Genomic DNA, 25,955 nt, shown 5'->3' on the forward strand with positions numbered 1-25,955 from the left:
CTTGTTTCATAACTTTTATGTTAACCCTTGACCGACCCGATAAGAGCCCCCTTCGCAAAATATTTCTGCAGGAACGGGTAGACCAAAAGGATGGGAACGGTCGTTACGATAATGGTTGCATACTTAAGCGATTCGTCAACGATCAGGCTGTCACCGCCGATGGTTCCCGCACCGTTTGCGCCACCGGCGCCTTGAAGCACCATGTTGCGAATAATGACTTGCAGCGGCAGCAGATCCGCATCGCGCAAATACAGCAGCGCGGAGAAAAAATTGTTCCAGATGGCAACGCCGTAAAACAATCCGATGGTAGCCAGGATAGCTTTGGACAGTGGCAGCACCAGCCGGAAGAAGATGCCGATGTCTGTCAATCCGTCCATTTTACCCGACTCCTCCACCTCCTGCGGCATGTTCGTGAAGAACGTCCGCATGACAATAAAGTTCCAGGAGCTGATGGCCGTCGGAAGCACCATGGCCCAGATCGTATCGATTAGATGATAGCTCTTAACCACCAGAAAGGTAGGAATCATGCCGCCGCTGAAAAATAGCGTAATCACGATCATGAGCATGAACGACCTTTGAAACAACATCGTTTTTTTGGAAAGCGCATACGCGCCTGCCGCGGTGATGAGTAATGAGATGGACGTGCCCAGCACCGTATACAAAATCGTATTAAGGTAGGCTTTCCCGATATCCGGATTGTCGAACACGGCTGCATACGTGTTTAAATTGAATTCCTTGGGCCACAGAAACACCTCGCCTTTCAGTACAGGAACCGTTCCGCTGAGCGAGACAGCAATCATATAGACGAATGGATATAAGGAAACAACTACAACGGATAACAGCACGAAATAGATGAGTCCGTCGAAAACGGTAAATTTGGGTTTTATGTTCGCCCACTCCTCTCCTTACCAGAGACTGGTGTCGCTGACTTTGCGACTGATCCAGTTGGCAGTCAGAATAAAGGTCAGGTTGATAACGCTGGTAAATAAATCGATCGCCGTTCCGTAGCTGTAATTCATCGCCTGAATTCCCGTCCGATAAACATAGGTGCTGAGCACGTCGGCCGTTTCATATATCGACGGGTTCAGCATCAGCAATACCTTCTCGAATCCGATATCGAGCACTTGCCCGATATTGAGGATAAACAGAATGATGATAGCGGAGCTGATTCCGGGAAGCGTGATATGACGAAGCTGACTCCAGCGGTTCGCGCCGTCCACTCTGGCGGCTTCGTACAACTGGGGGTCTATGGCGCTTAAGGCTGCCAGGTATATAATGGTTTCCCAGCCGACATGCTGCCAAATGTCCGACAGTACGTACAAACTCCTGAAATAGTTTTCATTCTGCATAAAATTGATAGAATCGTAGCCGAGCCACTCAATCGCCTGGTTCACGATCCCGTTTGATGGTGACAGGAACAAAAACATCATGCTGACAACCACGACATTGGATATAAAGTGAGGCAAATAGCTGACGGATTGGACAAAACGTTTCAGAACCTGACGGCGGACCTCATTCAACAGCAATGCTAGTATAATCGGTGCCGGAAAGCCGAATATGATTTTGTACAAACCCAGCAAAATGGTGTTGCGGAACAATTTCCATGATTCGGGGCTTTCAAAAAACATTCTGAAATACTTCAGGCCTGCCCACGGACTTACCCATACGCCTTGGAAAGGATTATAATCCTTGAACGAAATCAGAATACCGAACATCGGCACGTATTTGAACATGATGTAGTACACCAGCGCGGGAAGAAACAATAACAACAAATATTTGCTCCTGTTCAATCTTGTAAGGAAATGTGCCATGCAATCCTCCTGTCTTTCTGCTATGCGATGATTCATGAACGCTGGAAGCGGCGGCGAACTCCGAAGCTGCAGAGAAGCGCATACTACAGCATTACGCGTTCACCCAACGCCGTGCTTTCGTTCGCTGCCTCCAGAAACCTGATGATTTCCACCGTTTCGGAGATCGCAATCGGTGGAGTTCCCGTCATGAAAAACGTCACGATCTCATTCAATAAATACGCGAGATAAGATTTGCCCGGTTCTGAGGCATCAACGATTTGGGAGCCGGCTTCCCGGTGCAGCACACCGCCGAACCCTTCGCGGCCTGTGCGATACCCACGAAGAGTTCCGATCCGTCCGTCCGCCCATTCGGCAATGACGGTATCGCAGGTTTCCGAATGAAAGGCAGTCACCGCTTTGCATCCGCCTCCAAAACCACGAAAGAGCATGTCCGCCATATGAATGCCGTACCAGAAATATCCCGGCTGTGTCGGTTCAAGTTCCATAGGCCCGTGGACGTCCGCACCCAGGATGTCTCCCAGAGACTTGTCCCGAACCGCTCTCACTAACGATTCCGCATATCGAAGCGCGGAACAGCTCATGACGGGGACACCGGCCTCTGCTGCCAATCTTGTCATCCGTTTAGCTGCTTTTGCGTCCAGTGCAAACGGTTTGTCAACGAAGATGGGTTTACGGTAGGCAACCAGCTTCTCGAATAACGCTTCCCTTCCCCTCCCGTCTACCACTTCCAGCATCCAGGCGTCGCAGACGGCGGCTGCCTCGTCCAAATGCTCCATCATGGGCACGCCATAACGATCTCGCAGTTCTCCGAGAAACCGATCATAGCGCAGTGCACTCATGGCAAAGTCCAGAGACGGAGAACCAGGCCAAGCAGCCGCAAAATACGCTCCAGCTACGCCATCGGGATTCTCCGGGTTGTGAAGCAAATCAGCAAAAGCAAGCACGCGCGAATTATCAATTCCCGCAAGCCCGATCCGGACCGGGGAGGTATGTTCGCCTTCCCGTCTCATTCCCTCATACCTCCTTGCGGGACCACGACTTCGGTTCCTTGCTCGCTGGAGAGGTATAAACTTTCTACAGCCGACACGACGCTCCGCGAATAACTCATCGAGCACTCGGGCTCTTTCCCGCTTTCAATGGCCTGTATCAAATCCCGGATTTGCATGACGTGGGAATTCTGTGGCCGCGTAACCGGAACGGCTGTATATGCGCTCCCCTTGCTTATCCAGACGCCTATCCCTGTTCTAAGCAGCAAACTGCCGTGAGTGAAGAGCATTTCGGTTTCATCGATAGCTGCGCCGGGATAACCGGATTGGCAAATCAAGGCCGGAATTCCTTTTGAAGTCTCGCAAAATGCAAGTCCCCCTCCCTCAACATCTCCCCGGCCGAGTCCATAATCTACAGAGGCGCGTATTTTGGTAATGGAACCGTCAATCAACCACTGGATCTTATCAATGGAATGGGAGCCCAGGTTCGTTAAAATCCCCCCTCCGGCCTTGGACTTCTCGAAGAACCAGTCCGGCCGCTCCGGCTTATTGTAGGGAAGATGCCGTCGGTCATTGATCATGACGAGCCGGCCGAACTCGCCGCTCTGCACATACCTCTTGGCTATCCGATTCTCCGCAGAATAGTGCTGGGTGTGCCCCACCATCAACATGACGCCGCAGGTGCGTACGACCGTCTCGATTTCGTTGCATTCGCTTGTGCTCATCGCCATCGGTTTCTCTAACAGCACATGACAGCCGTGCTCAGCAGCAAAGATGGTCGCTTCTTTATGCAAATAATGCGGCAGCGTTACAATGGCAATGTCCGGCTTTTCGCGTACAATCATCTCCTTATAATCCAGATAGGGATGGATACCGTAATCGGAAGCCAATTGACGTACCCGCTCCTCCTGAATGTCGGCTACTGCGCAAGACGCTACTCCGTCCATCTCCCGAATCGCCTCCAGATGAGAGACGGCTATGCCCCCGCCTCCAACAATGGCAACTCGATAATGATCGTTCATCTCTTTCAACCCCCTCTCCTTGTTGTCCGACATCATCGTAACAACCAAGCCGGGATTTTGGCGATCAGGATATGTTTCGATTCTTCGCTAATTTCCTTGTGAACAGCGATTTTAGGCGCCCATCTTAATAATTGATAAGGATTGTAAGTCTTAACTATTGAGCCGCCAAGGTTCGCCCATGCTATACTCATAAATATCAAATTTTAAACAGTCGAGCTTCGGATGAAAGGGAAGGTGACATGAAACGAATCAAGCATTGGAGCATTTCTAATAACCAGTTGTCACTGTTCTTCACCTTATTCTGCAGCTTCATCGCCATCATTGTTCTTTTGGTTTGTATTTATGTGGTGTCCTATTCGTTTTTTCGGGAGCGAATGAAAGATGAAATCATCATGAACAGCGGCCAGGATCTCAACACAACCGTTACGAATTACGAGAAGCATATCAACCTGATCCGAAGTTACATGCTCGGCTACTTGTTCGAGAACGATGCCCAAATTCTGAAGAACGGCGAAGGTGCTTGGCGTTACGATATTGTGACGAAGGTGCAGCGGGAGCTGAAAAGTACGATGAATAACTCCCTGCTGTATTTGGACAATATCATTTATCTGTTCAAGGACACCGGATTTGCATTTGACAGGGACGGGACCAGAACTGCGGAAACATTGTTTTCTAAGTTCTATGTAAGCAAGGTGTACACTGCGGATTTCTGGAAACGGCAGATCGAAACGATCGAGAGCTTCAAGGTATATCCCTCTGCCCCGTTCCGTATGGTAACGGCTTTCGAGGATTCCCCTCACGGCAACCTGATGCCGATTTTGATCAAGAGCCCATACGACGATAGGCTTGCATTCATCCTGCTTCTTAAGAGTACGCAGGTTTACGAAGCGTTCCATCAGCCGAAGCCTGGCAGCAATCTCGTTATTTTCAATGAAGAACAGCAAATTATATTTTCCTCTTCCGGAAGCGAGTCGCTGCCTGCCCGCATACTGTCAAGCAGTGGGAGCGGTTACATAAAGGAGGGAGATACCTATTACTTCTATCGAAAGGGCGTGGAAACCGGATTTACATATGTGGAGGCTGTAGCGGACAGGGGGTTGTCCGAGCAAATTCGTCATTTGAATTTGATGATGTTCACCATTCTTGCATTGTCCATCCTGATCAGTCTCGCCGTCTCCTATTTCATATCTAAAAAATTCCATAATCCATTGGCCAAGCTGATTCATTCCATTCAAACGTACAGTGTATTTGGCGGGCCGGGCGCCTCCAACAGCCGAATTAAGGAATATAACTTGATTCAGTCGAAGCTTCGGGACTTATCACGATCCCATCAAAAAATTCATCTTGACCTGCAGGCAAAAAACGCAATGCTTCAGCAGCTTGCATACATGACCAAGCTGAAGAAAATCGGGGGCGGAACAGAGGTTGAAACTTCCATCGATTCCGATAGGGCATACCGGTTGGTCTTGTTTCAGATCGATTTCAAGGAGAAGTATTTATCCGAGATTTCAAGCTCTCCTCATCGTGCTTTCAACACTTACAAAGAGCTTATCGATGCGCACTTCTCTATACAGTATAGCGACTCTCTGACGTTTCAATTGGAGAAGGACCAAATTTTGTCCATCCTGTTCTTGGAGGAGGATCAGACCGACGGAGAAGCAGATATCGATATGCTTGTGCGCATATTTGCAGCGGACGCGTCGTATTGCAATTTCACCGTTGCGCCTAGTCCCGTCCGTAAACATTCCCAGGATTTTGCCGAAACGTACCAGAACGCCCTGGATTTGATTCAACAGCGCAAGCTGGGGGAAGACGTGCAAGTCATTACGGAGTGGCACCCTCACCCCGCGCTTCTTATTCCCACCCCTTCCGAAGAAGCGGAGCTTATCGCCAATCTGCAAGCCGGTCTTGAATCCGTGACGATTCCGATGGTGGAGAAACTGCTTGACCGGCTCGATAAAAGTGAAGCCACGGCGCTACAGTTCCAGGAGTTCTCCAAAGACATTCTGAACCGGACGATCAAAGTGATGTATGCCCAAAACATCTCTTTCAACTCGATCGCCGAAGGAAGCGTTGTGTACGAGCAGCTCAGGAATTGCCATACACTGGCCCAATACAAAGCTTTCTTCCGCCGATTCTTGACGCATTCCGCAGCAGCCATCCAGGAAAAAAAATCGGAAACCGACGCCATTACGAAATTCGTCATCGAATATGTGGAAGCAAACTTTGGCGGGAATCTGTCACTCGACATCATCGCCAAAAAACTCGGTATTACCGGTCCTTACTTGTCAAGTTATTTCAAAGAAAAAACAGGGACGAACTTTAGCGATTACATCTATACCGTTCGCATGAACAAAGCGAGCGAAATGCTCATGGAAACCGATCTGCTGATCCAGGAGATCGCTTCCCTGGTCGGTTATTTCACGGTTGCATCCTTTAATCGGGTCTTTAAGCGGTATACCGGGATGACGCCCAGCGAATTTCGAAGACAAAATAAAAAATGGGAGGAATGATCATGAATCACCTGCTGCCTTTCGCTCAATCTGTAACGATGCGCAAGGAAGAGAGGTATGTTTACGGGGCTCAACACCCTATCCTGATATCGGCAAACCAGAGAGAGCCGAGATTGGAACGCGCCATTTCACGTTTGTTTCCGAGTCAGGAGCCTGAACGAAAGCCATTAAACTCGGGTTGGGCCTACACCTTGTACTGGGGACCTTTGGAGCAGCTCGATGAATATACCTTCCGTCCCGTTGATCAACCAATACCCGCCCAAGGTTATGCGCTCACCATGCACGGGGAATCAGCCGTTATCGTAGCATCGGATCCTGAAGGATTATACTATGGGCTGCACACGCTGAAACAGCAGCTTGACGCTGGACGGCAGGAGGCTGTTGAAATAGTTGACTATCCCGACACCGGGCTTCGCGTTATGAATTACGATTTGCGCCAAACCTTCTCCAGGCCCGAGCGGCTCATCTCCTATCTGGGCACGCTGGCCTCACTGAAAACCAATGCGCTGTTGATTGAATACGAAGATAAGTTCCCGTTCAGCCATGAGGGGAATCGGGAATTCACTCACCTTGAGCATGCGCTCTCGGAAGCAGAGTTCGAGATGTTGAAGTCGACCGCCCATGAGCACTTTATCGAGCTTATCCCGCTGCAGCAATCCTTTGGTCACCTGGAATACATTCTCGGTCGCGCCGCATACCGAGAGCTCCGCGAAACGTCAAGCTCGACCGGAGAACTGTGCCCGCTCAAGCCTGAATCGTTCCATCTCGTCTCCGGACTGCTGTGCGAGATCGCGAACAGGCACCCCGGTTCCCGTTATCTCCATCTGGGATGCGACGAGGTATACAGTCTTTGCGAATGTCCGGAATGCCGCAAACGGTTCGGATCATCCAGGCATGAAGCATTTGTATATTTTGTGAACCGGCTGATCGATTACGCTTGCAATCTGGACAAAATACCGATAATTTGGCAGGACATGCTGAGCGACTGCCCTAATGAAGTATTGGAGAAGCTGGATCGACGCGTTACGGTGATGATCTGGCATTATAACGGCAGAAACATCCAGGGTCTCGTTTCCCCTCTCATGGAACGTCTGCGCGGATACGGCATTCAAGTATGGGGCGCTCCCGCCGTTCGCTGCTTCGATCGCAAGGATGACCAGAATTACCCGCTTGTCGAGCAGCGGCTGTCGAATATCGAACAGTGGACAGCCGTTGCGCAGCGATCGGATTTGAGCGGACTCGTGGGAACGAATTGGACGGCCGTCTTCAGCCATGGCGTTCCCTATGGCGTATTTGAAACGACTTGGTATACGATGGCCTATTTCGCCGACCGGAGTTGGAACCGTTGTGAGCGGCCGGAGGGAGACCGGTTCATCGATCGGTTTCTGTCTTTTTTCCATGGCATCGAACCGGCCCGGGCATTCGCGGCTGTCGGGCCTTACGAGGACGAGGATTATTATGCGCTCGCTCCCCAGCTGCTCCCCCTTGCGCAGGCCAACCGGGATGTCTTGGAACTGATCGCGGCCATGTTGGATTTTGAGACCGCTTCGGATCGGTCCAGGACGATCCATAAATATGCTTACCGGTGGAAGCTGCACCCGGACAATGAAGCGGAATGGCGGTCATTGAAAAATAATTACCGGATCACGCGCTGCGGACTGGGACGCGCCCTGGGACGGATGAGGAACGCTCTGCAGCCCTATCAGCCTGAAGACATGGTCGATCATTACGTTCTGTCCCGCTATTACTTGCATGATCATTTGGAAGAAAGTTTGTATCGCGGCATGGGGCTTCGCCTGGAAGGACCCTGCTTCATGAGAGAAGCAAATAGCGGCAAACCGTTAAGGGTTTGCCGCTTACTTATCGTAAAAACAGATACCATGAGTCGTTAGAAGAACCGGCAACACGGTTTACAGACTGGTCCATTGCTTGGCGTATTTTGCATAAGTTTTCCATGTGGTGTAACCTAGTTTGCCGTAAAAGTCTATGAACGGCGTAGTATCGATCACGATACGGCGGCTTCCACGAGTCAGCAAATAGTGGATGGCCGCTTGAACAATCTTGATGCCGTATTGATGGCCCCGATAGCGTTCATCGATCCCAAGCGGGCCGATCCCTCCAAGCGGTTCTCTAAACGAGGGCGACCAGTAGATATTTTGCGCGAGCAAGAGGGAATCGGTATCGTTGATGCGGCAAAATCCGATCAGCACTTCGCCTCTTTCCAACAACACGTATTCCCTGCCGCTCCCTCCTCGTCTCCAATACTCCTGATGCTGGTAATCCCATGCCCCCGGAAAACACCGGGTCATGAAAGCCGACAATGCTTCCCGGTCCCTTTCCGTCGCGATACGGACCGAAGCATCGGTCAAATCCGGAAGCGGAACCTGAGGGGTCTGTCCGTACGCATGGAACAGATCATGGACGATCTCCTTGCAGGCATACCCTCGTTTCTCGAACCAGCTTCTCGTTTCGGACAAGTGAGCGGGAATGCCCGGGAACAGCCGATGATGCAGATCGTTCCCGAGGGCAATCCGCAATGAGCCGGCATCGCTCAGCGCCGATTCCGCATGTCGAAGCAATTCCTCGCCAACCCCTGCTCGCCTGGCTTCGGACGCAACAAGCAGCGACTGGATCCATCCGGAATCCGGGCCGATGCCATGCTGTTTCAACCGCTCTCCCGGATGCTTGGACGATACAAACCCGATCACCCTTCCGGAAATTGAATCCTTTGCAACCCATGAGCCTTCACTAAGCCAATTCGGGTCCTCGAATACCGTTTGGGTGAGCAAACGTCCGGTCATCGGAAAGTCGCTTCCAAGCTCCTTGTTCCAAAGCCCAAGAATCTCTTCCCCATGATCTTTATCCATCCTGGTTAACTTCATATGCCTTCTCCCCTTTCTGCTTCAATTAGAACATAACCAAAATGGCTAGAATGTGGTATTAGCAAATCTTTCGATTGTTTGTCGATCTCAGGTTGTCTCTTTTTTTGAGAGCCCAAACTGAAACCGAAAAAAAGACCGCCGCAGCGATCTCTTCTCTAATTATTGCACCAGGTAGTCTAAACGACAACGCCCTTTTTGAGGATAACATTGGCATACAGCGCTTGTTCGCCCGTCGACACGATGGCATACGCATTCTTGGCGCGTTCATAGAACGAGAAACGTTCCATCTCATCGAATTCAACGGGAACGGCGTGAAACTGCTGCACGATCTGGCGGTAATCCTCCCAGATCGGCGTTTTCACGGTATCTCCGGGGGTGACGGCCATCAGCGCTACCGGGGATTCGACGTACGTATCCAGCGGAAATAACGGCAATATTGCGTTTAATAACGCAGGGATTCCGTGTCCGTCTGCCCGGACCAACCGCCGGGCGTGACTGGCAGCCGGGAAATTGGCGTCGCCGAGAACGATTTCATCCGCGTGCCCCATCTCCATAAGTATTTTCAGCAGCTCAGGCGAGAGCAAATGAGATATGCCTTTTAGCATGGAACGACATCCTTCTTTATCAGATTTTGAAGCAAGATGAGAATCTTAACAGGGAGCTGTCAGTCCCTGAACGCTCTCATGATCACGGCTGTGCCTGCTGCTGCCCGATCAAGGACTTGTAACGCAGGAACGCTGCCTCCCAATCCTCACTGGATTCGGGTTCATACCAGGCCAGCGGAAAAGACCGCTTCACGAGTTCGACTCCCTCTTCCCTGCTGCTGAGCGTGCCATTGGCCACAAATTGAACCAGCATGTTCCCGATGGCGCTGGCTTCGACCGGACCGGCCCACACCGTACGGCCCATCGCATTCGCCGTATACCGGCATAACAGCTCGTTTTGAATGCCGCCGCCAACCATATGAAGCCCATCGTACGACTGCCCTGTCAGTACTTCCATCCGTTCAAGCACTTCCCGGTATCTTAGGGCCAGGCTTTGCAGTATGCACTGGACATACTCACCGGCGCTTTGCGGAACGGGCTGCCCGGTCTCCAGGCAATAATCCCGAATTTCAGCCGTCATATCGGCCGGATTCATGAAGCGTAGATCATCGGGATGGATGAGGCTGCGGAAAGGCTCCGCGTCCTCCGCGAGCTCAACCAGCTCTGCATAAGAATACTGCAGTCCCTGATTTTCCCACTGCCGCTTGCACTCCTGAAGAATCCAGAGGCCCATGATATTCTTCAGCAATTGATAGGACTGATAAGCCCCGCCCTCATTGGAGAAGTCTTCTTCCAGCACGTCCGGGTGGACAAGCGGCTCCGGCATCTCGGTTCCGAGAAGCGACCAGGTCCCGCATACGAGATAAACAAACCTGCTGGCGTTCGCCGGAACGGCCACCACGGCGGATTCCGTATCGTGCGACGCCACGGCAATCGCTTCGATCGCCGGAACGCCAAGCTCTTGCGCCACGGCATCCTGCAGCCTGCCAATCACGCTTCCCGGCTGTACGGGTTCAAGGAACAAGGACGAGGGAAGTCCCAGCTCATCCATTAACCGGTTATTCCACTTGCCTTCCGTAACATGGTACAGCTGGGTCGTGGTTGCCATGGTAAACTCGCATGCTTGAACCCCTGTAAGAAAATAGTTCAGAAGATCCGGCGTGAGCAGGAACTTGTCCGCGATATCCAGCATCGGCGACTTCGCCTTGAGCATCGCATTCAACTGGAAAATGGTGTTAAACGGCATGAATTGCAGACCGCTTTCTTGGAACAGCCGCTCTCTGCCAACCTGCTTGCAGGTTTCCTCCACCATGCCTTCCGTCCGGAGGTCCCGGTAATGATAAGGCACTCCGATGAGCTCCCCGTTGCGGTCAATCAGTCCATAATCGACGCCCCACGAATCGATGCCATAGCTGGCCGGTCGATAACCGTCCTGAAACGCTTTACGGATGCCGTGCTTGACCTCCTGGAGCAGCATCGGGAAGTTCCAGTGCAGATGATCTCCCATCTGAACAGGGGTATTGGCAAAACGATGAATCTCCGTAATCTTCAGTATGCCGGGGGAGTCATGATCAGAAGCGGTGATTTCGCCCAGCAGCGCCCGGCCGCTGCTGGCCCCCAAGTCAAACGCAAGCACCGCAGATGGATTGCTCATACGCCGCATCCTTTCTCACCTTTAGTACGATACCGATTCAAATTTCAACTACCCGAGTCTGAACGTTAACTCGACATTTATTTCATCTTCTGCAGAAGCTGAATTCGATAATCCTCGCTCTCCAGTGCAGCAATATCGTCTACTTCCTGATCGGTCAGCGGCACCGGCGTGCCGGCCGCCTTGGCGCTCAGATAAATTTTGGCGCTCTCTTCAACCACTTGGGTCCGGTAATACGCTTCGCGCAGATTCCGGCCGGTTGTGACCAGTCCATGATTACCCAGCAGTATGGAGCTGGCCGTGGTCACTTTCTCCGCGACGGCATCTGCCAGCAAATCCGTCGTTGGTATGATGTACGGGATATAAGCCGTACGGCCGACCAATGCCGCCTGATCGGGGAACATTACCGGCAGCTCCTGTTCCACCAGCGTAAAGGCAATGCAATGGGACGGATGCGTATGCACCATGGCCCCGATGTCAGGGTTGCTGCGGTATCCGTACAGGTGCATCAGCACTTCGGAGGAAGGCCGCAGACCCATATCGGTAATATCGCCCGTCGGGATATCCACTTCAATCCATTGCTCCGGCTCGATCTCCTCCAGCGCGAAACCGCTCGGGGACAAATACATTTTGTCCCCTGCCCTGGCGCTGATGTTCCCTCCAGGCCCTACAACGAGTCCGCTGTCGACGATTTTTTTGGCATATTTGCAGAGCTCGTTTCTCGTTTCTACATTCAGCATGATTCGCTCTCCTCTCGAATGACCTTATTTATATAGAGGACCGAAGTTCTGGCAAGCGCGGAAATCGGCGCTTTCCGGATCGGACGTTCCAAACATGCCCCATGCACGCGGACGGAACACCTCATTAGCGGGCACATTATGCATGTTGACCGGAATTCGCAGCACCGAAGCCAGGGTGATAAGATCTGCTCCGATATGTCCGTAACTGATCACGCCGTGATTGGCGCCCCACTGGTTCATGACCTCATAAACACTGGAGAAGGCTCCCTCTCCCGTGAGGTTCGGTACGAACCAAGTCGTTGGCCATGTCGGGTCTGTACGCTTATCGAGCGTATCGTGCACCTCCGACGGCAGGTCCACGGAATAGCCTTCGGCGATTTGCAGGACGGGACCAAGCCCTTTCACCAGGTTAAGGCGGAACATCGTCATCGGCATGCCGCCGCGCGTCAGGTAGTCGGTCGAGTAACCGCCGCCCCGGAAATACTCCAGGTTAGCCGGTCTCCACTGCGTGGCCTTGAGCGTGCGGTCGACCTCTTCATCCGTAATATCCCAGAACGGTTTCATGGCCGGTTTGCCGTCAAGCTCCTGCTCGCCCGTTCCGTCCAGCGCAGCCGAACCGGAATTGATCAAATGCAGGATGCCGTTCTCCGCCTTGCCTTCAAGCTTATAGCCGGTAACCCGTTCTACCGAAGCCGGACTCCAGTACGTCCGCACATCCGCGAAAATCTGTGCCGTATTGGTTAACAGGTATCCGAACAGCATGCCGACTCCGTTCAGGCTGTCATTCTCCGTTGCCACGATATAGGGCGAACGTCTGCCGTTCCAATCGAAGGAGGAATTGAGGATGGTCTCCAGAAAGTCTCCGTTCGGGGAGTGATCCGTCCATTGGCGCTGCCCCTGGAATCCGGAAGCGATCGCGCTGTGGCCTTGGGCTTCCTCTTCGAAACCAAGCTCCTTCAATCGCGGATTGCCAATCATCAAATCACGGGTGATCAGCGTCATTTTGACGACGGTTTCCCATTCGAGATCCTTGCGCTCCCGGCTGTTCTGCAGATGATCCGGATTGTTATCCGGTCCTTCGGTACAGTTCTCCTTCACCCAAGCAAGCGCCTTCTCATATTCTTCAGGATCATAGATTCCTTCTTCCAAACGGCGCGTAAACTCGCTCATATCCACATATTCGTTCCGCATGCCCAGATATTCCTGGAAGAAGCTGTCGTCCACGATCGAGCCGGCGATGCCCATTGACACCGAGCCCATGGACAGGTACGATTGTCCGCGCATATAGGCCGCAGCCAGCCCGCTCCGCGCAAAGCGCAGGAGTTTCTCTTGAACGTCATCCGGAATGCGGGTATCCCCTTCATCCTGAACGTCTTCGCCATAGATGCCGAATGCGGGAAGTCCCTTCTGCGCATGGGCCGACAAGACGGCTGCCAAATACACCGCGCCCGGACGCCCTGTTCCGTTGAAGCCCCATACCGCCTTCGGACGCGAAGGATCCGCATCCATCGTTTCCGTTCCGTAACACCAGCAAGGCGTAACGGTTATCGTCAGGCCGACCTCGGCATTCTTGAACTTCTTGGCCGCTGCGGTCGCTTCGGCAACGCCGCCGATGCAAGTATCCGCAATCACGCATTCAACCGGCTCGCCATTCGGATATTTAAGCTCTTTCGTCAGCATCTCGGCGACGGCCTTGGCCAGATTCATGGTCTGTTCCTCAAGGGATTCCCTTACCCCTCTCCGTCTGCCATCTATCGTAGGGCGAATGCCGATTTTCGGAAATCCGTCCCGCCATCTGTAATCGTTTTCAATTGTCATGTATGTCACGCCTCCCTATAAGGATTATGACATCATTGTAAGTTGATTCGGGCTCAAGGATAACCCACTATGTTGTTATATCGGTCCCCAATTTCAGCAAGACAGTGTACCTATTCGTCAGCGGGTTGCAAACGATTTCGGCATCGAGGAGCAATATGCATTATAATAGGAAAAGGATGCTGCTTTCAGGAGGGACGAGACCGTGCCAAAAATCGAAATCTCGCATAGTAAAAGCGATCACTTCCGCTTCATCAAAAATCCGCAGCTGCTCTTTGCCGGCCAGGTCGTGGACGAGGACTTCTTTTATGGCCCGCCGCAAATCCACGATTTCTGCGAGATCATCTATGTGGTTGAAGGACGCGGAGAATTCACCATAGCAGGTAAAGTATATGAGCTTCATAAAGGCGATGTCGCCATCTATAACCCCGGCATTCCCCATGAGGAGAAATCCATCACGGACGGGCCATTCAAGGTAATCTATTGCGGCGTGGATTCGCTTCACATTGAAGGGGTGCCTCAGGGGATGCTGCTGCCGGCCTATGTCGAGCCGGTCATATCCTGCGAGAAATACGCTTATAAAGTGGAGAGCTATCTTTCCGAGATCCTCCGCGAATGCGATTCGCAGGTACTTGGATATGAAACGCTGAGCACGAACCTGCTGATGTCATTGATTACCGTGATTTATCGCATCGTGGACGTTAAACACCAATTCCAATCCTTGAAGGGCAAGAATGAAATCGCGCTGCGGACCAAGCACTTTATCGACGCCAACTACACCCAGAGCATCAGCCTCAAGGACATTGCCGATACGATGTATGTCAGCCAGCATTATTTATCCCATCTGTTCAAAAAAGAAGTCGGCGATTCCCCCTTCAATTACTTGATATCCCGTCGAATTGAAGAGGCCAAGCGCCTGCTGGCGGATTCCGAAATGCCGGTGCATGAGGTTGCTTCCCAGGTCGGCTACGGCAACGACAAGTATTTCTCGATGTTATTCAAGAAAATTACCGGTCAAACGCCAAGCTCGTTCCGGGAACAGAGCAAATTGGCCGTGGAGTGAAGGAATTTTCGTTTGTTTTCCTTTCGACAAAGCAGGCAGCCGCAATGGTAGGGCTGCCTGCTTTTTAAATATATTACAGTTATATGTCCTTCTATATCGTCAAAAGTATGGAGCATGCTTGATTTTGACGGGGCCGACCGTTTCGATCCTGCTCTGGCATCCGAGACGGTACCCCTCTTCGATTTCTTCCGGATCCAGGCGCCGTTCTTCGGCCAGATTGGGTTCGGACAGATACTCGATTCCCTCCACCACCATGCAGCGGCAGCGCGCACACGTCCCTCTTTTGCAAAAAGAGTTCCAATCCACCTCATTCCGCTCGGCCAAGTCAAGCACCGTCATGCCCAGAACTGGGGCCACGCTGCGCTGAACCTCGCGGCCCGTAAGCTCGATGATCCGGTCCGGCACGGCTTCCATTCTCTCTTCCGCTGCCGGGAGCGACGATTTCTCTCCGCTGTTCCCGCCCTTTTTGTTTTTCCAGAATTTAAACACGCCTTTATCCCCCTATGCATGTAATCATCAGGTTATGTATGAATTCCTTCAATTATTATACTGGAAAGTTTAAAAAATCAACATGCTTACTCTTATCGATTCTATGACATCATGCAATTGGAACTCTATGAAAATTTTGCTATACTAGCGTATGCTAGAGCAAATCCCATATTCTATGAGAATCATTCTATTATTTTATTGGGTTGGAGGGAAAACAATAGCATGCTGCATAAACCAATAGGAAAAACAGCCGTCGCTGCCGTTCTTGCCTTATCTCTGCTCGGAACCGCTCCCCATATCGGCCAGGTACAGGCTGCGCCTGCCATTTCGGTCAAGCTGGATGACGTTGCGCTTACATTCGATGCGGCTCCCATGATAGACAAAGGGGTCACTTACGTGCCGTTCCGGACGGTCGGTGAGGCGCTGGGCATTCAAATCACGTGGAACAGCAAGACCCAAACGGTGAAGGCCATTGGCGAGGTGAAAGGTCAAACGACGGAAGTGCTGCTTCAAGTCGGGAGCTCGAGCGCAACCGTCAACGGTAAAAAAGTGAAGCTGGCCGCTCCCCCTGTCCAGCGGGAAGGCCGCGTTCTGATTCCGCTCAGCTCGTTCAGCAGCCAATTCGGCGTTAATGTCGGCTGGAATCAGGCGACTCGCACGGTCTCCCTCGTGTCGCCGCAGCGCGAAATGCATCTAAGAGCCTTTTACGCTTTGCAATCTTTCCAAGAGCGGGATCTCGTAGCATCCATGAATTCAGTCGCCTTCGGCTGGAGCCGCATTGATCGGGAAGGTCAGTTTACGCTTCAAGGCGACGAATACCGTCTGCCTGCGGCGGCCGGGGACGTGACTCCGCAATCGATTGTTGCGGATGCTGCGGACCGGGAGATTAAACCGTACCTTATGGTTTACGCTTTGGACGGAAACGGCGAATTAACCAAAGTCCTCAGCGACAGCAGCCTTCGCCAAAAGTCCATTGAAGGCATCACGACTGCGGTGGCGGATAACGGATTCGGCGGCGTGGTGCTTGATTTCGAAGGGCTCGGTTTTAAACTGGATGCCGCGAAGCAGCAGAAGCTGCTTAATGATTACGTCAAGCAATTGAAAGCCGCATTGCCGAGCGACATTGCTCTGTCCTTAGCCGTTCCGCCATTGAACAGCGCCTATAAAGGCTATGATTACAAGACGCTGGCCTCCCTTGCCGATGATCTCATCGTCATGGCGTATCAGTACAATCCGGTTGGCACCAAAGCCCAGGTTCCTGAACCCAACAGTCTGGTGGACCAAGCCATTCAGCAGGCACTTCAGGCAGGCGTTCCTAAGCAGAAGCTCCTGCTCGGCATCAGCGTAAGCAGCGAAACCGCCACATCCGTCGACGATAAGCTCGGCTTGGCCAAGCGCTATGATCTGAAAGGTGCCGCCTTCTGGCGTCTGGGCTTGTTCCGTTCCTATAATAATGGCATGGAAGCCGCCGTGAATGCCTCTGTCGTAAAGGAATAATCTAGTGAATCTTTTCGCAGAATCCCAAATTATAATCTTCCATAAAAAAAGAAAGCCTGACAAGATCATCTCTTGTCAGGCTTTCCGGTTATGTATCGAACTCTAAACTGCGTATTCCAATTAGCTCGCGCTTCCTACCAGTTTAGCATAGTTCTCTTGACTCAATACACGGCGCGCCGTAACATAACGCGGTTCGTAATAGGAGTCGCTAAGCTTGCTGATTCTTACGCCCTTGCTGCTGGAAGCATGCGCAAATTGTCCATCTCCAATGTAAACGCCCGCATGGGAAATGCCGCTTCCGCTTGTATTGAAGAATACCAAATCTCCGACTCTCAGGTCCTCGCGATCCACATGAACCCCGGCTTTAGCCTGACTCTGGGAAGTGCGTGGAAGGTCCAAGTCGAAATTTCTAAACATATACAGAATAAATCCGGAGCAATCAAATCCGCTTGTCGTTGTTCCGCCCCATTTGTAAGGCGTTCCTACCAATTGCTTCACTTGATGCTGAAAATTCGGTTGTTGATCAGCATAGGCTGATACGGCACCAGAAGAAAAAATAATTGCAGACCCAAGCAATGTGATGACAAATTTCTTCAAAATACGTTCTCTCCTTCGATGCCTACGGAGTTAGCTAAGGGTTCGGTTGAAGGTTCCCTATACTCTCTATGGTACAAGAATAATTCACCCAAGACGGTTCCCCCGTTTTCACAAACGAAATTCGGCAAAATTCATTAACATTTTGTAACCTTCTCTTAATATAGTATACAAGCAAGGATGCTGTCAATAATATCCTAGAAATCTATCACTATATGTTAATCAATGTCGTATAGGCTGAAAATTTTCATGTTTTTTCATTATGCCATCTCGTATACTCATGACAATTATGTAACACTCCATCGAACCTCCGGCGACGTTTTGTTAATGGGCATGCAACTTTTTTGCAGTTCGGAACGTTTACATATTCAGACAAGAAATCAAAGAGGTGATCCTTCGCTTATGAGTCAAATTACGATGGCTGAAGCTTTGGCAGTCCGGGCAGCAATCAACCGTCTCATGAATCAACTGATGTCGGAACGCTTGAACAACAGCAGCACGATCATTGAAAAAGGGGAAACGGCGGAGTATCCTGCACGCAGCGTGGATGCCATTACGGAAGAGATCGAAGCCGCCGCAGCGGATTACAGAAAGCTGGATCTGCTGATGGCAATCTCCAACACGACGCAGACCATTAGTTGGAACGGCTCCGACATGACCATCATGGAGGCGATCGAGCTCGCCAAACAAATGCGCAGCGATATCGGACAGCTTGCCCATCTCGGCTCCCGCAAGAAGCTGGAGCGCCAGAGCGGCCGGGGAAGCGGAGATGGCGCCGTAACGCTGTTTAACGTGGCCTTATACGATCCGGAAGCTTATCAGGCGCAGGCGCGCAAGAAGGAACGCGAAGTGACCAGGCTCTCCTCACTGATCGAGCATGCCAACCATACGAGCATGATTACGTTCGACGCATCAAAATACATGGAATAGCGGAAGCCGCCGGCTCCAAGCCTGCAGGCCGCCTCGCGTGCGGGTTTGGAGCCGGCGGCTTCCGTCGGCGGGCGGGAAAGTGCGGGCAACCGCTTATTGTTTGTCGGATACAAACAAACCTAATAGGAAACCAAAAACTCGACTCCAGTGAAAACGGATGACGGCTTACGGTTTACGCCTATCACCTGTCACAAGTTACGGACTTCGCTTACGCAAATATGATCGCTCCGTTTCCCGCTCTCTTCATGAATAATCAGAAAGCCGCCCTTGAGGGCGGCTTTTGTTGCCTTTTCTTACGAATATATTATTGGAACAAGGCTGCGGCTCCCACCAGGCCAACATCGTCCCGCAGTCCCGCAGGAACGATCTCGTAGGTTCCTAGATAGGACGGCATGACCAGCTTATCCGTCATTTCCCGAAGCTGCGGGAAAAGAAGCTCGCCTGCTCTGCTCACACCCCCGCCAACCACGATGCGATCGGGGTTGAAGCTGTGAATGACGTTAACCAGTCCAAGCGCCATGTAATAGACGGCACGATCGATGACCTCCACTGCGACGGGGTCATGAAGACGTTTAGCCTCGAATACATGCCTGGCGTTCACGCCTCCATCGGCTGCGGCCAGTTCAGAAATAACGCTGGTCTGGGTAAGCATCCGCTGGGATGCTGCCAGGCCGATGGCCGTTCCTGAAGCAAACACCTCCCAGCAGCCATGGCTGCCGCAATTGCACTGCGGACCGCTAGGATCAATGATATGATGCCCAAGCTCCCCTGCAAAGGAATTGCTGCCCAGAAACAGCTTGCCATCCAGCACGATGCCTGAACCGATGCCTGTGCTGAGCGTCACGTAAACCATGTTCGTCGACCCTCGGCCGGCACCTCTTACATATTCGCCCCATGCGGCTGCATTGGCATCATTCAGCACTTGTACTTCCGTATTCAGATCTCGTTCCATCCAGGCTTTGAGAGGGACGTTGGTCCATTCCGGCAAATTCGTGCCGTGAATGACAATGCCCTCCCGGCTGTTAACCGTTCCCGGCGAAGCCATGCCTACGCCTCGAAGCGGGTGGCCGCCCGACACGCTGCGAATCATGTTCGTAATTCTCGCGACCACTTCCTCGGCCGTACGCGCTCCGGCTGTCTCCATTTGCTCCCGGTTCAGCAGCTGTCCTTCGGAATCAAAGAGCGCTGCCGCGATCTTCGTACCCCCAAGGTCAACGCCAACCACAAATTCTTGCTGTTTATTCAATTCGGTTTGCAATTTTTGTTCACCTGTTTCCGATAGGTTTGCTACTTCTATTGATGTAAGCTGTCAGCCAAGGATCGCAGTTCAACCGGATCAATGGGCTTCAGCCCTGATCGGCCATACCGGACAGCTGAGCCGAAATGAACCTCGCTCACGCCGGTCTGGTCGATGAAATCGCGTATGATTTCCCACTTCAGGCCATTCCCGGCCAAAATCTTAAGCCCGGTGCCTGCGGCTTGTTCCACAAGCTCGCGAATCCTCGGGATCGCTTGCGGTGCCGGCTGCGGTCCTCCCGACGTCAAGACGCGGGTGACGGCCGGATATTTCTGCAATGTACGCAGCCCTTCGAATTGATCCTCCAATTCATCAAAAGCCCGGTGGAATGTCACCTGCATATCGCCCGTCCATTCCAGCATTTGGGCCAAGGCGGCCTCGTCGATCTTTCCTTCCGGAGTCAGCATGCCAAGGACCACGCCAGCCGCACCCGCCTTGCGGATCGCCTTAACCTCCGCAACCATGGTTGCTATATCCAGCGCGTTATACACAAAGGATCTGCTATGGGGCCTTACCATCACATGGACCGGAATCCGAACGGCTTTCACGACCTCTTCCACGAGACCGATGCCCGGCGTGAGCCCGCCTTCGGTGATCGCCGTGATCAATTCCAGACGGTCCGCGCCATTCTTCTCGGCTGTGATGGCATCGTCCACGCATGTTGCGATAATTTCAAGCAGCATGTTCTTCACTCCTTACTGTCGTTGGTTCGCTTATGCAGGGCGAAACTGCTTCTCCACATAGTCCGCCAGCAGCCTGGCTCCATAGCCGGTAGCCCCTGCCGCGGAGTGAGGGAATTCCCGTTTATACTGGACCGTGCCTGCCATATCGATATGCACCCATTTCATGGTCTCCGCCACAAAATGGCGGATAAACAACGCAGCCGTTATGGCACCTGCCAAAGTCGACGTGCCGACATTCCTCAGGTCGGCATAATCGCTTCTAAGCTCGGATTCATACTCGTCCATCAGCGGCATGGGCCATAAGCGCTCTCCGTTGCGCTCCCCGATCTCAACCAAATCGGCCGTTATCTCTTGATCGCCCCAAATGCCGGCAATTTCCAAGCCCAATGCCGCACCGACATTGCCGGTAAGAGTTGCGATATCGATCACCTTGTCTGCGTTAAGATGGGCCGCGTGCAGCAGCGCGTCCGCAATGATCAATCTTCCTTCCCCATCAGTATTCGCCACCTGAACGCTCAAGCCGTTCGGATAGTGAACGACGGAAGAAGGAAGCATCGCATCCGGCCCCGATAAATTATCCGCTACGGCGATCAATGCCGTAACCCGTACCGGAGATTTCCGCGATACCAGTATATCCATGGCGCCCACGACGGCGGCTGCGCCGCCCATATCCATGCGGGCATCGCTGATGTCTCGGCCGATCTTAACGTTCATGCCGCCCATATCAAAGGTAACGCCTTTGCCGATAAGCACGATATGAGGGTATTCCTTCCCGGATTCCGCTCCATTGTAGGAAATCTCGATCATGGCAGGCTCGTATTTGCTGCCGGCACCCACGGCGATCAGTCCGTTCATCTGCCGGTCGTGAAGCTCTTGACCGCGGTATACATGAAGGTCTACGGGCGCTTTTTTGAAACGATCCTCAACGACCGCAACAAACGCCTCCGGATTTAACGTCTCGGGTGATTCATTCACCAAGTCTCGGGTGAGCTGCGTTCCTTCGATCCGGATTTCCGCCGTCCGGATGACGGCTTCCATATCTTCACGGGAAAGCCCTTCCCAATCATCTTGTCGAAGATGAAGAGACAGGGCCTGTAGATTGGCCGTAACCCCGCGATGCTTATTGAATTGATACAATCCGTACAGCCAGCCTTCCAGCCACGCTTGGAGCTCTTCCTCCGCCGAGATACCTGGAGTTACCCCGACATCGCGGGCTGCCGGTCGGATCAGCACGGCGCTTGATTTATTCTCCTTGAGCAGCGCTCTCGCGGCCGAAGCGCCCGTTCTTCGCACTTGCTCCGAAGTGAGGTTCGAACGTTGCCCCATTCCGGCAACGAGATCGTCCGACTCGTGCTCGGAACGTCCATAGAACCAGGTCAGCGTCTTGCTTTGCTTCCGGGATTCCGTTACGCGGTAATGAGACTCCTCACCCTCATAAACCGCATAGATCGAAGTATCTGCCAGCTGAACTTCATCGATGGTAATGTTCATATCGAGCCCTTACCTCCTTTTATGAGAAAATCGCGGTCTGTTACGCCTTCTTCATGATTTCTTCGTCATATAAATGGCAAGCCACCTGATGTCCCGGCTCAATCTCACGGTATACAGGCGTAATCTTTTTGCATACTTCCATGCAGGAAGGACAGCGGGTATGGAATCGGCAGCCTGTCGGCGGATTGACCGGGCTCGGCAGATCCCCCTTTAGAATGATCCGTTCCTTCTTCTGCTTCGGATCCGGAACCGGCACCGACGACAACAGCGCTTGCGTGTAAGGATGAAGCGGGCGATCGTACAGCGTATCCTTATCGGCCGTCTCCACGAGCGCGCCCAGATACATAACGCCGATCCGGTCGCTGATATGCTCTACCACGCTGAGATCATGGGAGATGAACAGATAGGTCAGGCCGTATTCTTCCTGAAGATCCTGCAGCAGGTTCAATACCTGGGATTGAATGGATACGTCCAGTGCCGATACAGGCTCGTCGGCTACAATCAGATTGGGGCGCACGGACAAGGCTCGGGCAATGCCGATGCGCTGGCGCTGCCCGCCGCTGAACTCATGGGCGAAGCGTTCGGCATGGAAGCTGTTCAAACCGACCGTTTCCAACAGCTCGCAAGCCAGTTTATCGCGCTCTTTGGAACTCAGCTTGGTATGAATCAACAAGGGTTCCGCTACGAGCTCTTTGACTTTCATTCTTGGATTAAGGGAAGCGTACGGATCCTGAAAGACCATCTGCATGTCTTTGCGCAGCGGACGCATCTGATTCTCGTTGTATCCGCTAATGTCGGTTCCGTTAAAAATCACTTCGCCGCTATTCGGCGTCAGCAGTCGGGTCACCAGCCGGCCGGTCGTCGATTTGCCGCAGCCGCTCTCGCCAACCAGGCTGAAGGTCTCGCCCTTATGGATTGCGAAGGAGATGCCATCCACGGCACGGAGCTGCTTGGACGTACCGAAGAACCCTTTTTTCACCGTGAATGATTTCTGCAAGTTTTTTACTTCTAATAAAGGTGTTTCTTTCATGCGGTTTCTCCTCCCTTCGAATGACCTTCCTGTGTCAGCCAGCAGCGGCTTTTGCGATGTTCTTCATTTACTACGGGGAGAAGCTCCGGCTCCCGGGAGAGGCACTGCTCCATGACAAACGGACACCGCGGAGCAAATTTGCAGCCTTGCGGCATATTCCGCAGATCCGGCACATTCCCGGGAATGGATTCCAAGCGGCGCACCTTTTGTCTAAGCTTGGGGACCGAATTAATGAGTCCTTTGGTGTACGGATGCTGAGGGTTCTCAAACAATTCCTCGACCGTCGCCTCTTCGACGACCCGGCCAGCGTACATGACAACCACCCGGTCACACATTTCAGCCACAACGCCAAGGTCATGGGTAATGAGCAGCATGCCCATTTCCTGTTCCGTCTTGAGCCGATTCATCAGATCCAGGATTTGAGCCTGAATCGTAACGTCCAGGGCGGTAGTCGGCTCGTCCGCGATCAGCAGCTTCGGATTGCACGACATCGCCATCGCAATCATGACCCGCTGGCGCATGCCGCCGGACAATTGGTGCGGATAGTCGTCCACGACCTCGTCCGCCCGCGGAATGCCAACGAGTTTGAGCGAATCGATGGCATGCTGCCGCGCTTTTTTGCGGCCGTATCCCAAGTGCAGCATAATCGCTTCCTCCAGTTGCTTCCCGATCCGAAGGACGGGATTCAGCGACGTCATCGGCTCCTGGAAGATCATGGCCAGCTCGTTTCCGCGATAGCGGCGCATTTCTTTTTCCGACATTTGTACGAGATCCTTGCCCTCAAAGCTTACCGAGCCCCCGGATATTCGGCCGGGCGTGTCTTTAAGAAGCCTCATGATGGACAGGGAGGTCACGCTTTTGCCGCATCCGGATTCACCCACGAGCCCGAGCACTTCGCCTTTATTGATGTGAAAATCCACGCCTGCTACGGCAAGCACCGATGAGCCATCGCGTTTGAATTCGGTTTTGAGACCTTTAACTTCAAGCAATGTTTGCGTCACGATCTATCCCCCCTATTAGTTTTTCGTCTTCGGATCAAGGGCATCATTCAGTCCGTCACCGATCAGGTTGAATGCGAGCACGGTCAGGAATATGAGAAGCCCCGGGTAATATACGATATGGGGTGCAATACTCAAGTAGTCCCGACCCATGCTGAGCATGGCGCCCCAGTCCGGTTCCGTCGGCTTGGCCCCGAGGCCGAGAAAGCTTAACGAGGAAGCCGCCAGTATGGCGCCGCCGATTCTCATCGATACGTTGACGATAATGCTGGGAACCGTCTCGGGGAAAATATGTTTCCAGATAATCCGGTTATGCTTGGCACCCATGGACCGTGCTGCCTCTACATATAAAGATTCCTTTGCGGAGAGCGTCACGCTTCGAATGATTCTGGCAAACGACGGGGTCCCGAAGACCGCCACCGCGATGACTACATTGGATAAGCCCGGCCCCAGTATCGCCACGATACCGATGGCCAGCAGCAGGTCAGGGAACGAGAACATGACGTCACTGCCCCGCATGATGAGGCGATCCAGCCACCCGCCATAGTAGCCGCTAATCAGACCAAGAATCGTACCGAGAATTGCGGATATAAAAACAGCGCTTAAACTGACCGCCATGGTCAACCTTGTTCCGTCAATCAAGCGGCTCATAATATCACGGCCGTACTCATCCGTACCTGCCCAATGAGCAGCCGACGGGCCTTGCATCATCGCATCATAGTTCGGCTCATTCGGAGGATACGGAACGATATGCGGACCGATCACCGCCAGCACAAGTAGTAACAAGATAAATCCGCTTGATATTACGGCAAGCTTTTGCTTCATGAATTTAGTTGTAAACGCTCTGAATTTGCCAGTTGCCTGGCTCTTTGCAAGCATATCCTCCGGCGCGGAGGAATGGACCGTCACTGTTGAATTGTCGCTCATGGGTTCCCCCTCCTATTTCGATGCATACCGGATTTTTGGATTCAGTACACCGTACAATAAATCAACAATCAGGTTTATCAGGATAAATTCAGCTGCGAACAGCAATAGAAGCGCTTGAATCACGGTGTAATCCCGGAACGCGATGGAATCTACCAAGAGACGCCCCATGCCGGGAATACTGAACACCGTCTCGACCATAACCGAGCCGCCCAGCAAAAATCCGAACTGAAGGCCCGCTACGGTCACGACCTGAATCAGGGAGTTGCGCAGCGCGTGTCTTCCGACAACGACGAATTCCCGCAGACCCTTCGCCCGTCCCGTCCGGACATAATCCTCGCGCATCGTTTCTAGCATCGAAGTACGGGAGTATCTCGCCAGCATGGACATAATCCCCGCTCCCAGCGTAAAGGAAGGCAAAATATAGGATTGCCAGCTGTCGACGCCTCCTGTAGGGAACCAGCCCAGCTCCACGGAGAAAATTTGAATCAGGACAAGACCAAGCCAGAAGCCTGGCAGGGAAATACCGGATATCGCAGTCAACATTCCGAGATAGTCCGGCCACTTGCCGCGGTTGACGGCAGATATGATACCAATAATCAGACCAATGACCAGTGCCCAGCCAAGGCTGGTAAAGGTCAGGACAATCGTCGGGAAAAAGCGGCTTTCCAACATGTCCGTCACCGGTAAGCCGGAAGTAACGGATACACCCAAGTCACCCTTCAACAGATCACTCATGTAGTTTACATACTGCTGCCATAGCGGCAAGTTCAAGCCTAGCTGCTCTCGAATCCCGTTGATCTCCTCAAGGGTGGCATCCTTACCTGCAACAAGTCGTGCCGGATCTCCAGGAATCAGGTGAATGAACATAAATACAAGGATGGATACAACGAACAACAGCGGGATTACACCCAGCAGCCTCTGAATTGCATATCTTCCCAAAGGATGTGCCTCCTTTCAACATGCCAGCTTTTAAAATACGATGGGCCGCTTC

23 protein-coding genes and 1 riboswitch are annotated in these 25,955 nt (G+C 52.5%); of the genes, 5 read left to right on the forward strand and 18 right to left on the reverse strand.

The window, feature by feature from the left end; genetic code table 11:
• Positions 1 to 20: 20 nt before the first annotated feature.
• From MHH82_RS19825 to MHH82_RS19840, 4 genes are all read right to left on the reverse strand, one after another.
• A complete protein-coding gene (locus MHH82_RS19825) occupies positions 21 to 887 on the reverse strand; it encodes a carbohydrate ABC transporter permease (protein WP_340970060.1) in 867 nt (288 codons plus the stop codon).
• A gap of 18 nt (positions 888 to 905) precedes the next feature.
• Positions 906 to 1,811, reverse strand: a complete 906-nt coding sequence (locus MHH82_RS19830; protein ID WP_340967584.1) for an ABC transporter permease — start codon at positions 1,809 to 1,811, stop codon at positions 906 to 908.
• An 83-nt stretch (positions 1,812 to 1,894) separates the two neighbouring features.
• Positions 1,895 to 2,821, reverse strand: coding sequence for a Gfo/Idh/MocA family protein (locus tag MHH82_RS19835; RefSeq protein WP_340967586.1), 927 nt, complete (start codon positions 2,819 to 2,821; stop codon positions 1,895 to 1,897).
• On the reverse strand, positions 2,818 to 3,819 hold the full coding sequence (locus MHH82_RS19840; RefSeq protein WP_340967587.1) for a Gfo/Idh/MocA family protein: 1,002 nt from the start codon (positions 3,817 to 3,819) through the stop codon (positions 2,818 to 2,820). The genes MHH82_RS19835 and MHH82_RS19840 overlap by 4 nt, the downstream gene beginning before the upstream one ends.
• A 239-nt stretch (positions 3,820 to 4,058) precedes the next feature.
• On the opposite strand from MHH82_RS19840, the gene MHH82_RS19845 reads away from it, so the two are divergent.
• Positions 4,059 to 6,332, forward strand: a complete 2,274-nt coding sequence (locus tag MHH82_RS19845; protein WP_340967589.1) for a helix-turn-helix transcriptional regulator — start codon at positions 4,059 to 4,061, stop codon at positions 6,330 to 6,332.
• 2 nt (positions 6,333 to 6,334) lie between these two features.
• Entirely contained in the window at positions 6,335 to 8,224 is a 1,890-nt protein-coding gene (locus tag MHH82_RS19850) for a family 20 glycosylhydrolase (RefSeq protein WP_340967590.1), read from the forward strand.
• Between the two features lie 18 nt (positions 8,225 to 8,242).
• Here the strand turns inward: MHH82_RS19850 and MHH82_RS19855 are convergent, their stop codons facing one another.
• The 5 genes from MHH82_RS19855 to MHH82_RS19875 form a co-directional block, all read right to left on the reverse strand.
• On the reverse strand, positions 8,243 to 9,214 hold the full coding sequence (locus MHH82_RS19855) for a GNAT family N-acetyltransferase (protein ID WP_340967591.1): 972 nt from the start codon (positions 9,212 to 9,214) through the stop codon (positions 8,243 to 8,245).
• Positions 9,215 to 9,390: 176 nt separating this feature from the next.
• On the reverse strand, positions 9,391 to 9,819 hold the full coding sequence (fucU, locus tag MHH82_RS19860) for an L-fucose mutarotase (RefSeq protein WP_015736115.1): 429 nt from the start codon (positions 9,817 to 9,819) through the stop codon (positions 9,391 to 9,393).
• An 82-nt stretch (positions 9,820 to 9,901) separates the two neighbouring features.
• Positions 9,902 to 11,413 (reverse strand): rhamnulokinase, encoded by a 1,512-nt coding sequence (locus MHH82_RS19865; RefSeq protein ID WP_340967593.1) that lies wholly within the window; start codon positions 11,411 to 11,413, stop codon positions 9,902 to 9,904.
• A gap of 77 nt (positions 11,414 to 11,490) precedes the next feature.
• Positions 11,491 to 12,150: a class II aldolase/adducin family protein gene (locus MHH82_RS19870; protein ID WP_036661352.1), complete on the reverse strand. Its 660-nt coding sequence runs from the start codon at positions 12,148 to 12,150 to the stop codon at positions 11,491 to 11,493.
• A 24-nt stretch (positions 12,151 to 12,174) separates the two neighbouring features.
• Positions 12,175 to 13,968 (reverse strand): L-fucose isomerase, encoded by a 1,794-nt coding sequence (locus tag MHH82_RS19875; protein ID WP_009592101.1) that lies wholly within the window; start codon positions 13,966 to 13,968, stop codon positions 12,175 to 12,177.
• Positions 13,969 to 14,170: 202 nt separating this feature from the next.
• On the opposite strand from MHH82_RS19875, the gene MHH82_RS19880 reads away from it, so the two are divergent.
• Complete coding sequence (locus tag MHH82_RS19880; protein ID WP_015736118.1) at positions 14,171 to 15,028, forward strand: AraC family transcriptional regulator; 858 nt, start codon at positions 14,171 to 14,173, stop codon at positions 15,026 to 15,028.
• A gap of 99 nt (positions 15,029 to 15,127) precedes the next feature.
• Here MHH82_RS19880 and MHH82_RS19885 read toward each other — a convergent pair whose 3' ends face one another.
• Positions 15,128 to 15,517 carry a 2Fe-2S iron-sulfur cluster-binding protein gene (locus MHH82_RS19885; RefSeq protein WP_192571390.1) on the reverse strand — a complete coding sequence of 130 codons (390 nt, stop codon included), beginning with the start codon at positions 15,515 to 15,517 and terminating at the stop codon, positions 15,128 to 15,130.
• A 222-nt stretch (positions 15,518 to 15,739) separates the two neighbouring features.
• On the opposite strand from MHH82_RS19885, the gene MHH82_RS19890 reads away from it, so the two are divergent.
• The gene (locus MHH82_RS19890) at positions 15,740 to 17,014 is read left to right on the forward strand and encodes a stalk domain-containing protein (RefSeq protein ID WP_340967596.1); all 1,275 of its coding nucleotides are present in this window, start codon (positions 15,740 to 15,742) and stop codon (positions 17,012 to 17,014) included.
• 120 nt (positions 17,015 to 17,134) lie between these two features.
• Here the strand turns inward: MHH82_RS19890 and MHH82_RS19895 are convergent, their stop codons facing one another.
• Entirely contained in the window at positions 17,135 to 17,611 is a 477-nt protein-coding gene (locus tag MHH82_RS19895) for a C40 family peptidase (RefSeq protein ID WP_036661354.1), read from the reverse strand.
• A 3-nt stretch (positions 17,612 to 17,614) separates the two neighbouring features.
• Positions 17,615 to 17,748, reverse strand: a riboswitch (cyclic di-AMP (ydaO/yuaA leader).
• A 262-nt stretch (positions 17,749 to 18,010) separates the two neighbouring features.
• On the opposite strand from MHH82_RS19895, the gene MHH82_RS19900 reads away from it, so the two are divergent.
• The gene (locus MHH82_RS19900) at positions 18,011 to 18,538 is read left to right on the forward strand and encodes a hypothetical protein (RefSeq protein WP_015736122.1); all 528 of its coding nucleotides are present in this window, start codon (positions 18,011 to 18,013) and stop codon (positions 18,536 to 18,538) included.
• A gap of 304 nt (positions 18,539 to 18,842) precedes the next feature.
• Here the strand turns inward: MHH82_RS19900 and MHH82_RS19905 are convergent, their stop codons facing one another.
• The 7 genes from MHH82_RS19905 to MHH82_RS19935 are packed head-to-tail and all read right to left on the reverse strand — an operon-like array spanning position 18,843 to position 25,903.
• Positions 18,843 to 19,796, reverse strand: coding sequence for an ROK family protein (locus MHH82_RS19905; protein WP_036661357.1), 954 nt, complete (start codon positions 19,794 to 19,796; stop codon positions 18,843 to 18,845).
• A gap of 35 nt (positions 19,797 to 19,831) precedes the next feature.
• Positions 19,832 to 20,518 (reverse strand): copper homeostasis protein CutC, encoded by a 687-nt coding sequence (locus MHH82_RS19910; protein ID WP_015736124.1) that lies wholly within the window; start codon positions 20,516 to 20,518, stop codon positions 19,832 to 19,834.
• 30 nt (positions 20,519 to 20,548) lie between these two features.
• Positions 20,549 to 22,009: a leucyl aminopeptidase family protein gene (locus MHH82_RS19915; RefSeq protein ID WP_015736125.1), complete on the reverse strand. Its 1,461-nt coding sequence runs from the start codon at positions 22,007 to 22,009 to the stop codon at positions 20,549 to 20,551.
• A 40-nt stretch (positions 22,010 to 22,049) separates the two neighbouring features.
• Positions 22,050 to 23,039: an ABC transporter ATP-binding protein gene (locus MHH82_RS19920; RefSeq protein WP_340967597.1), complete on the reverse strand. Its 990-nt coding sequence runs from the start codon at positions 23,037 to 23,039 to the stop codon at positions 22,050 to 22,052.
• A complete protein-coding gene (locus MHH82_RS19925; protein WP_015736127.1) occupies positions 23,036 to 24,040 on the reverse strand; it encodes an ABC transporter ATP-binding protein in 1,005 nt (334 codons plus the stop codon). Before MHH82_RS19925 ends, MHH82_RS19920 begins: the two co-directional genes overlap by 4 nt.
• 15 nt (positions 24,041 to 24,055) lie before the next feature.
• Positions 24,056 to 24,964: an ABC transporter permease gene (locus MHH82_RS19930; RefSeq protein ID WP_445661976.1), complete on the reverse strand. Its 909-nt coding sequence runs from the start codon at positions 24,962 to 24,964 to the stop codon at positions 24,056 to 24,058.
• Positions 24,965 to 24,976: 12 nt separating this feature from the next.
• Positions 24,977 to 25,903 carry an ABC transporter permease subunit gene (locus tag MHH82_RS19935; protein ID WP_015736129.1) on the reverse strand — a complete coding sequence of 309 codons (927 nt, stop codon included), beginning with the start codon at positions 25,901 to 25,903 and terminating at the stop codon, positions 24,977 to 24,979.
• Positions 25,904 to 25,955: the final 52 nt, after the last annotated feature.

The organism is Bacillus sp. FSL K6-6540 (genome assembly GCF_038007545.1).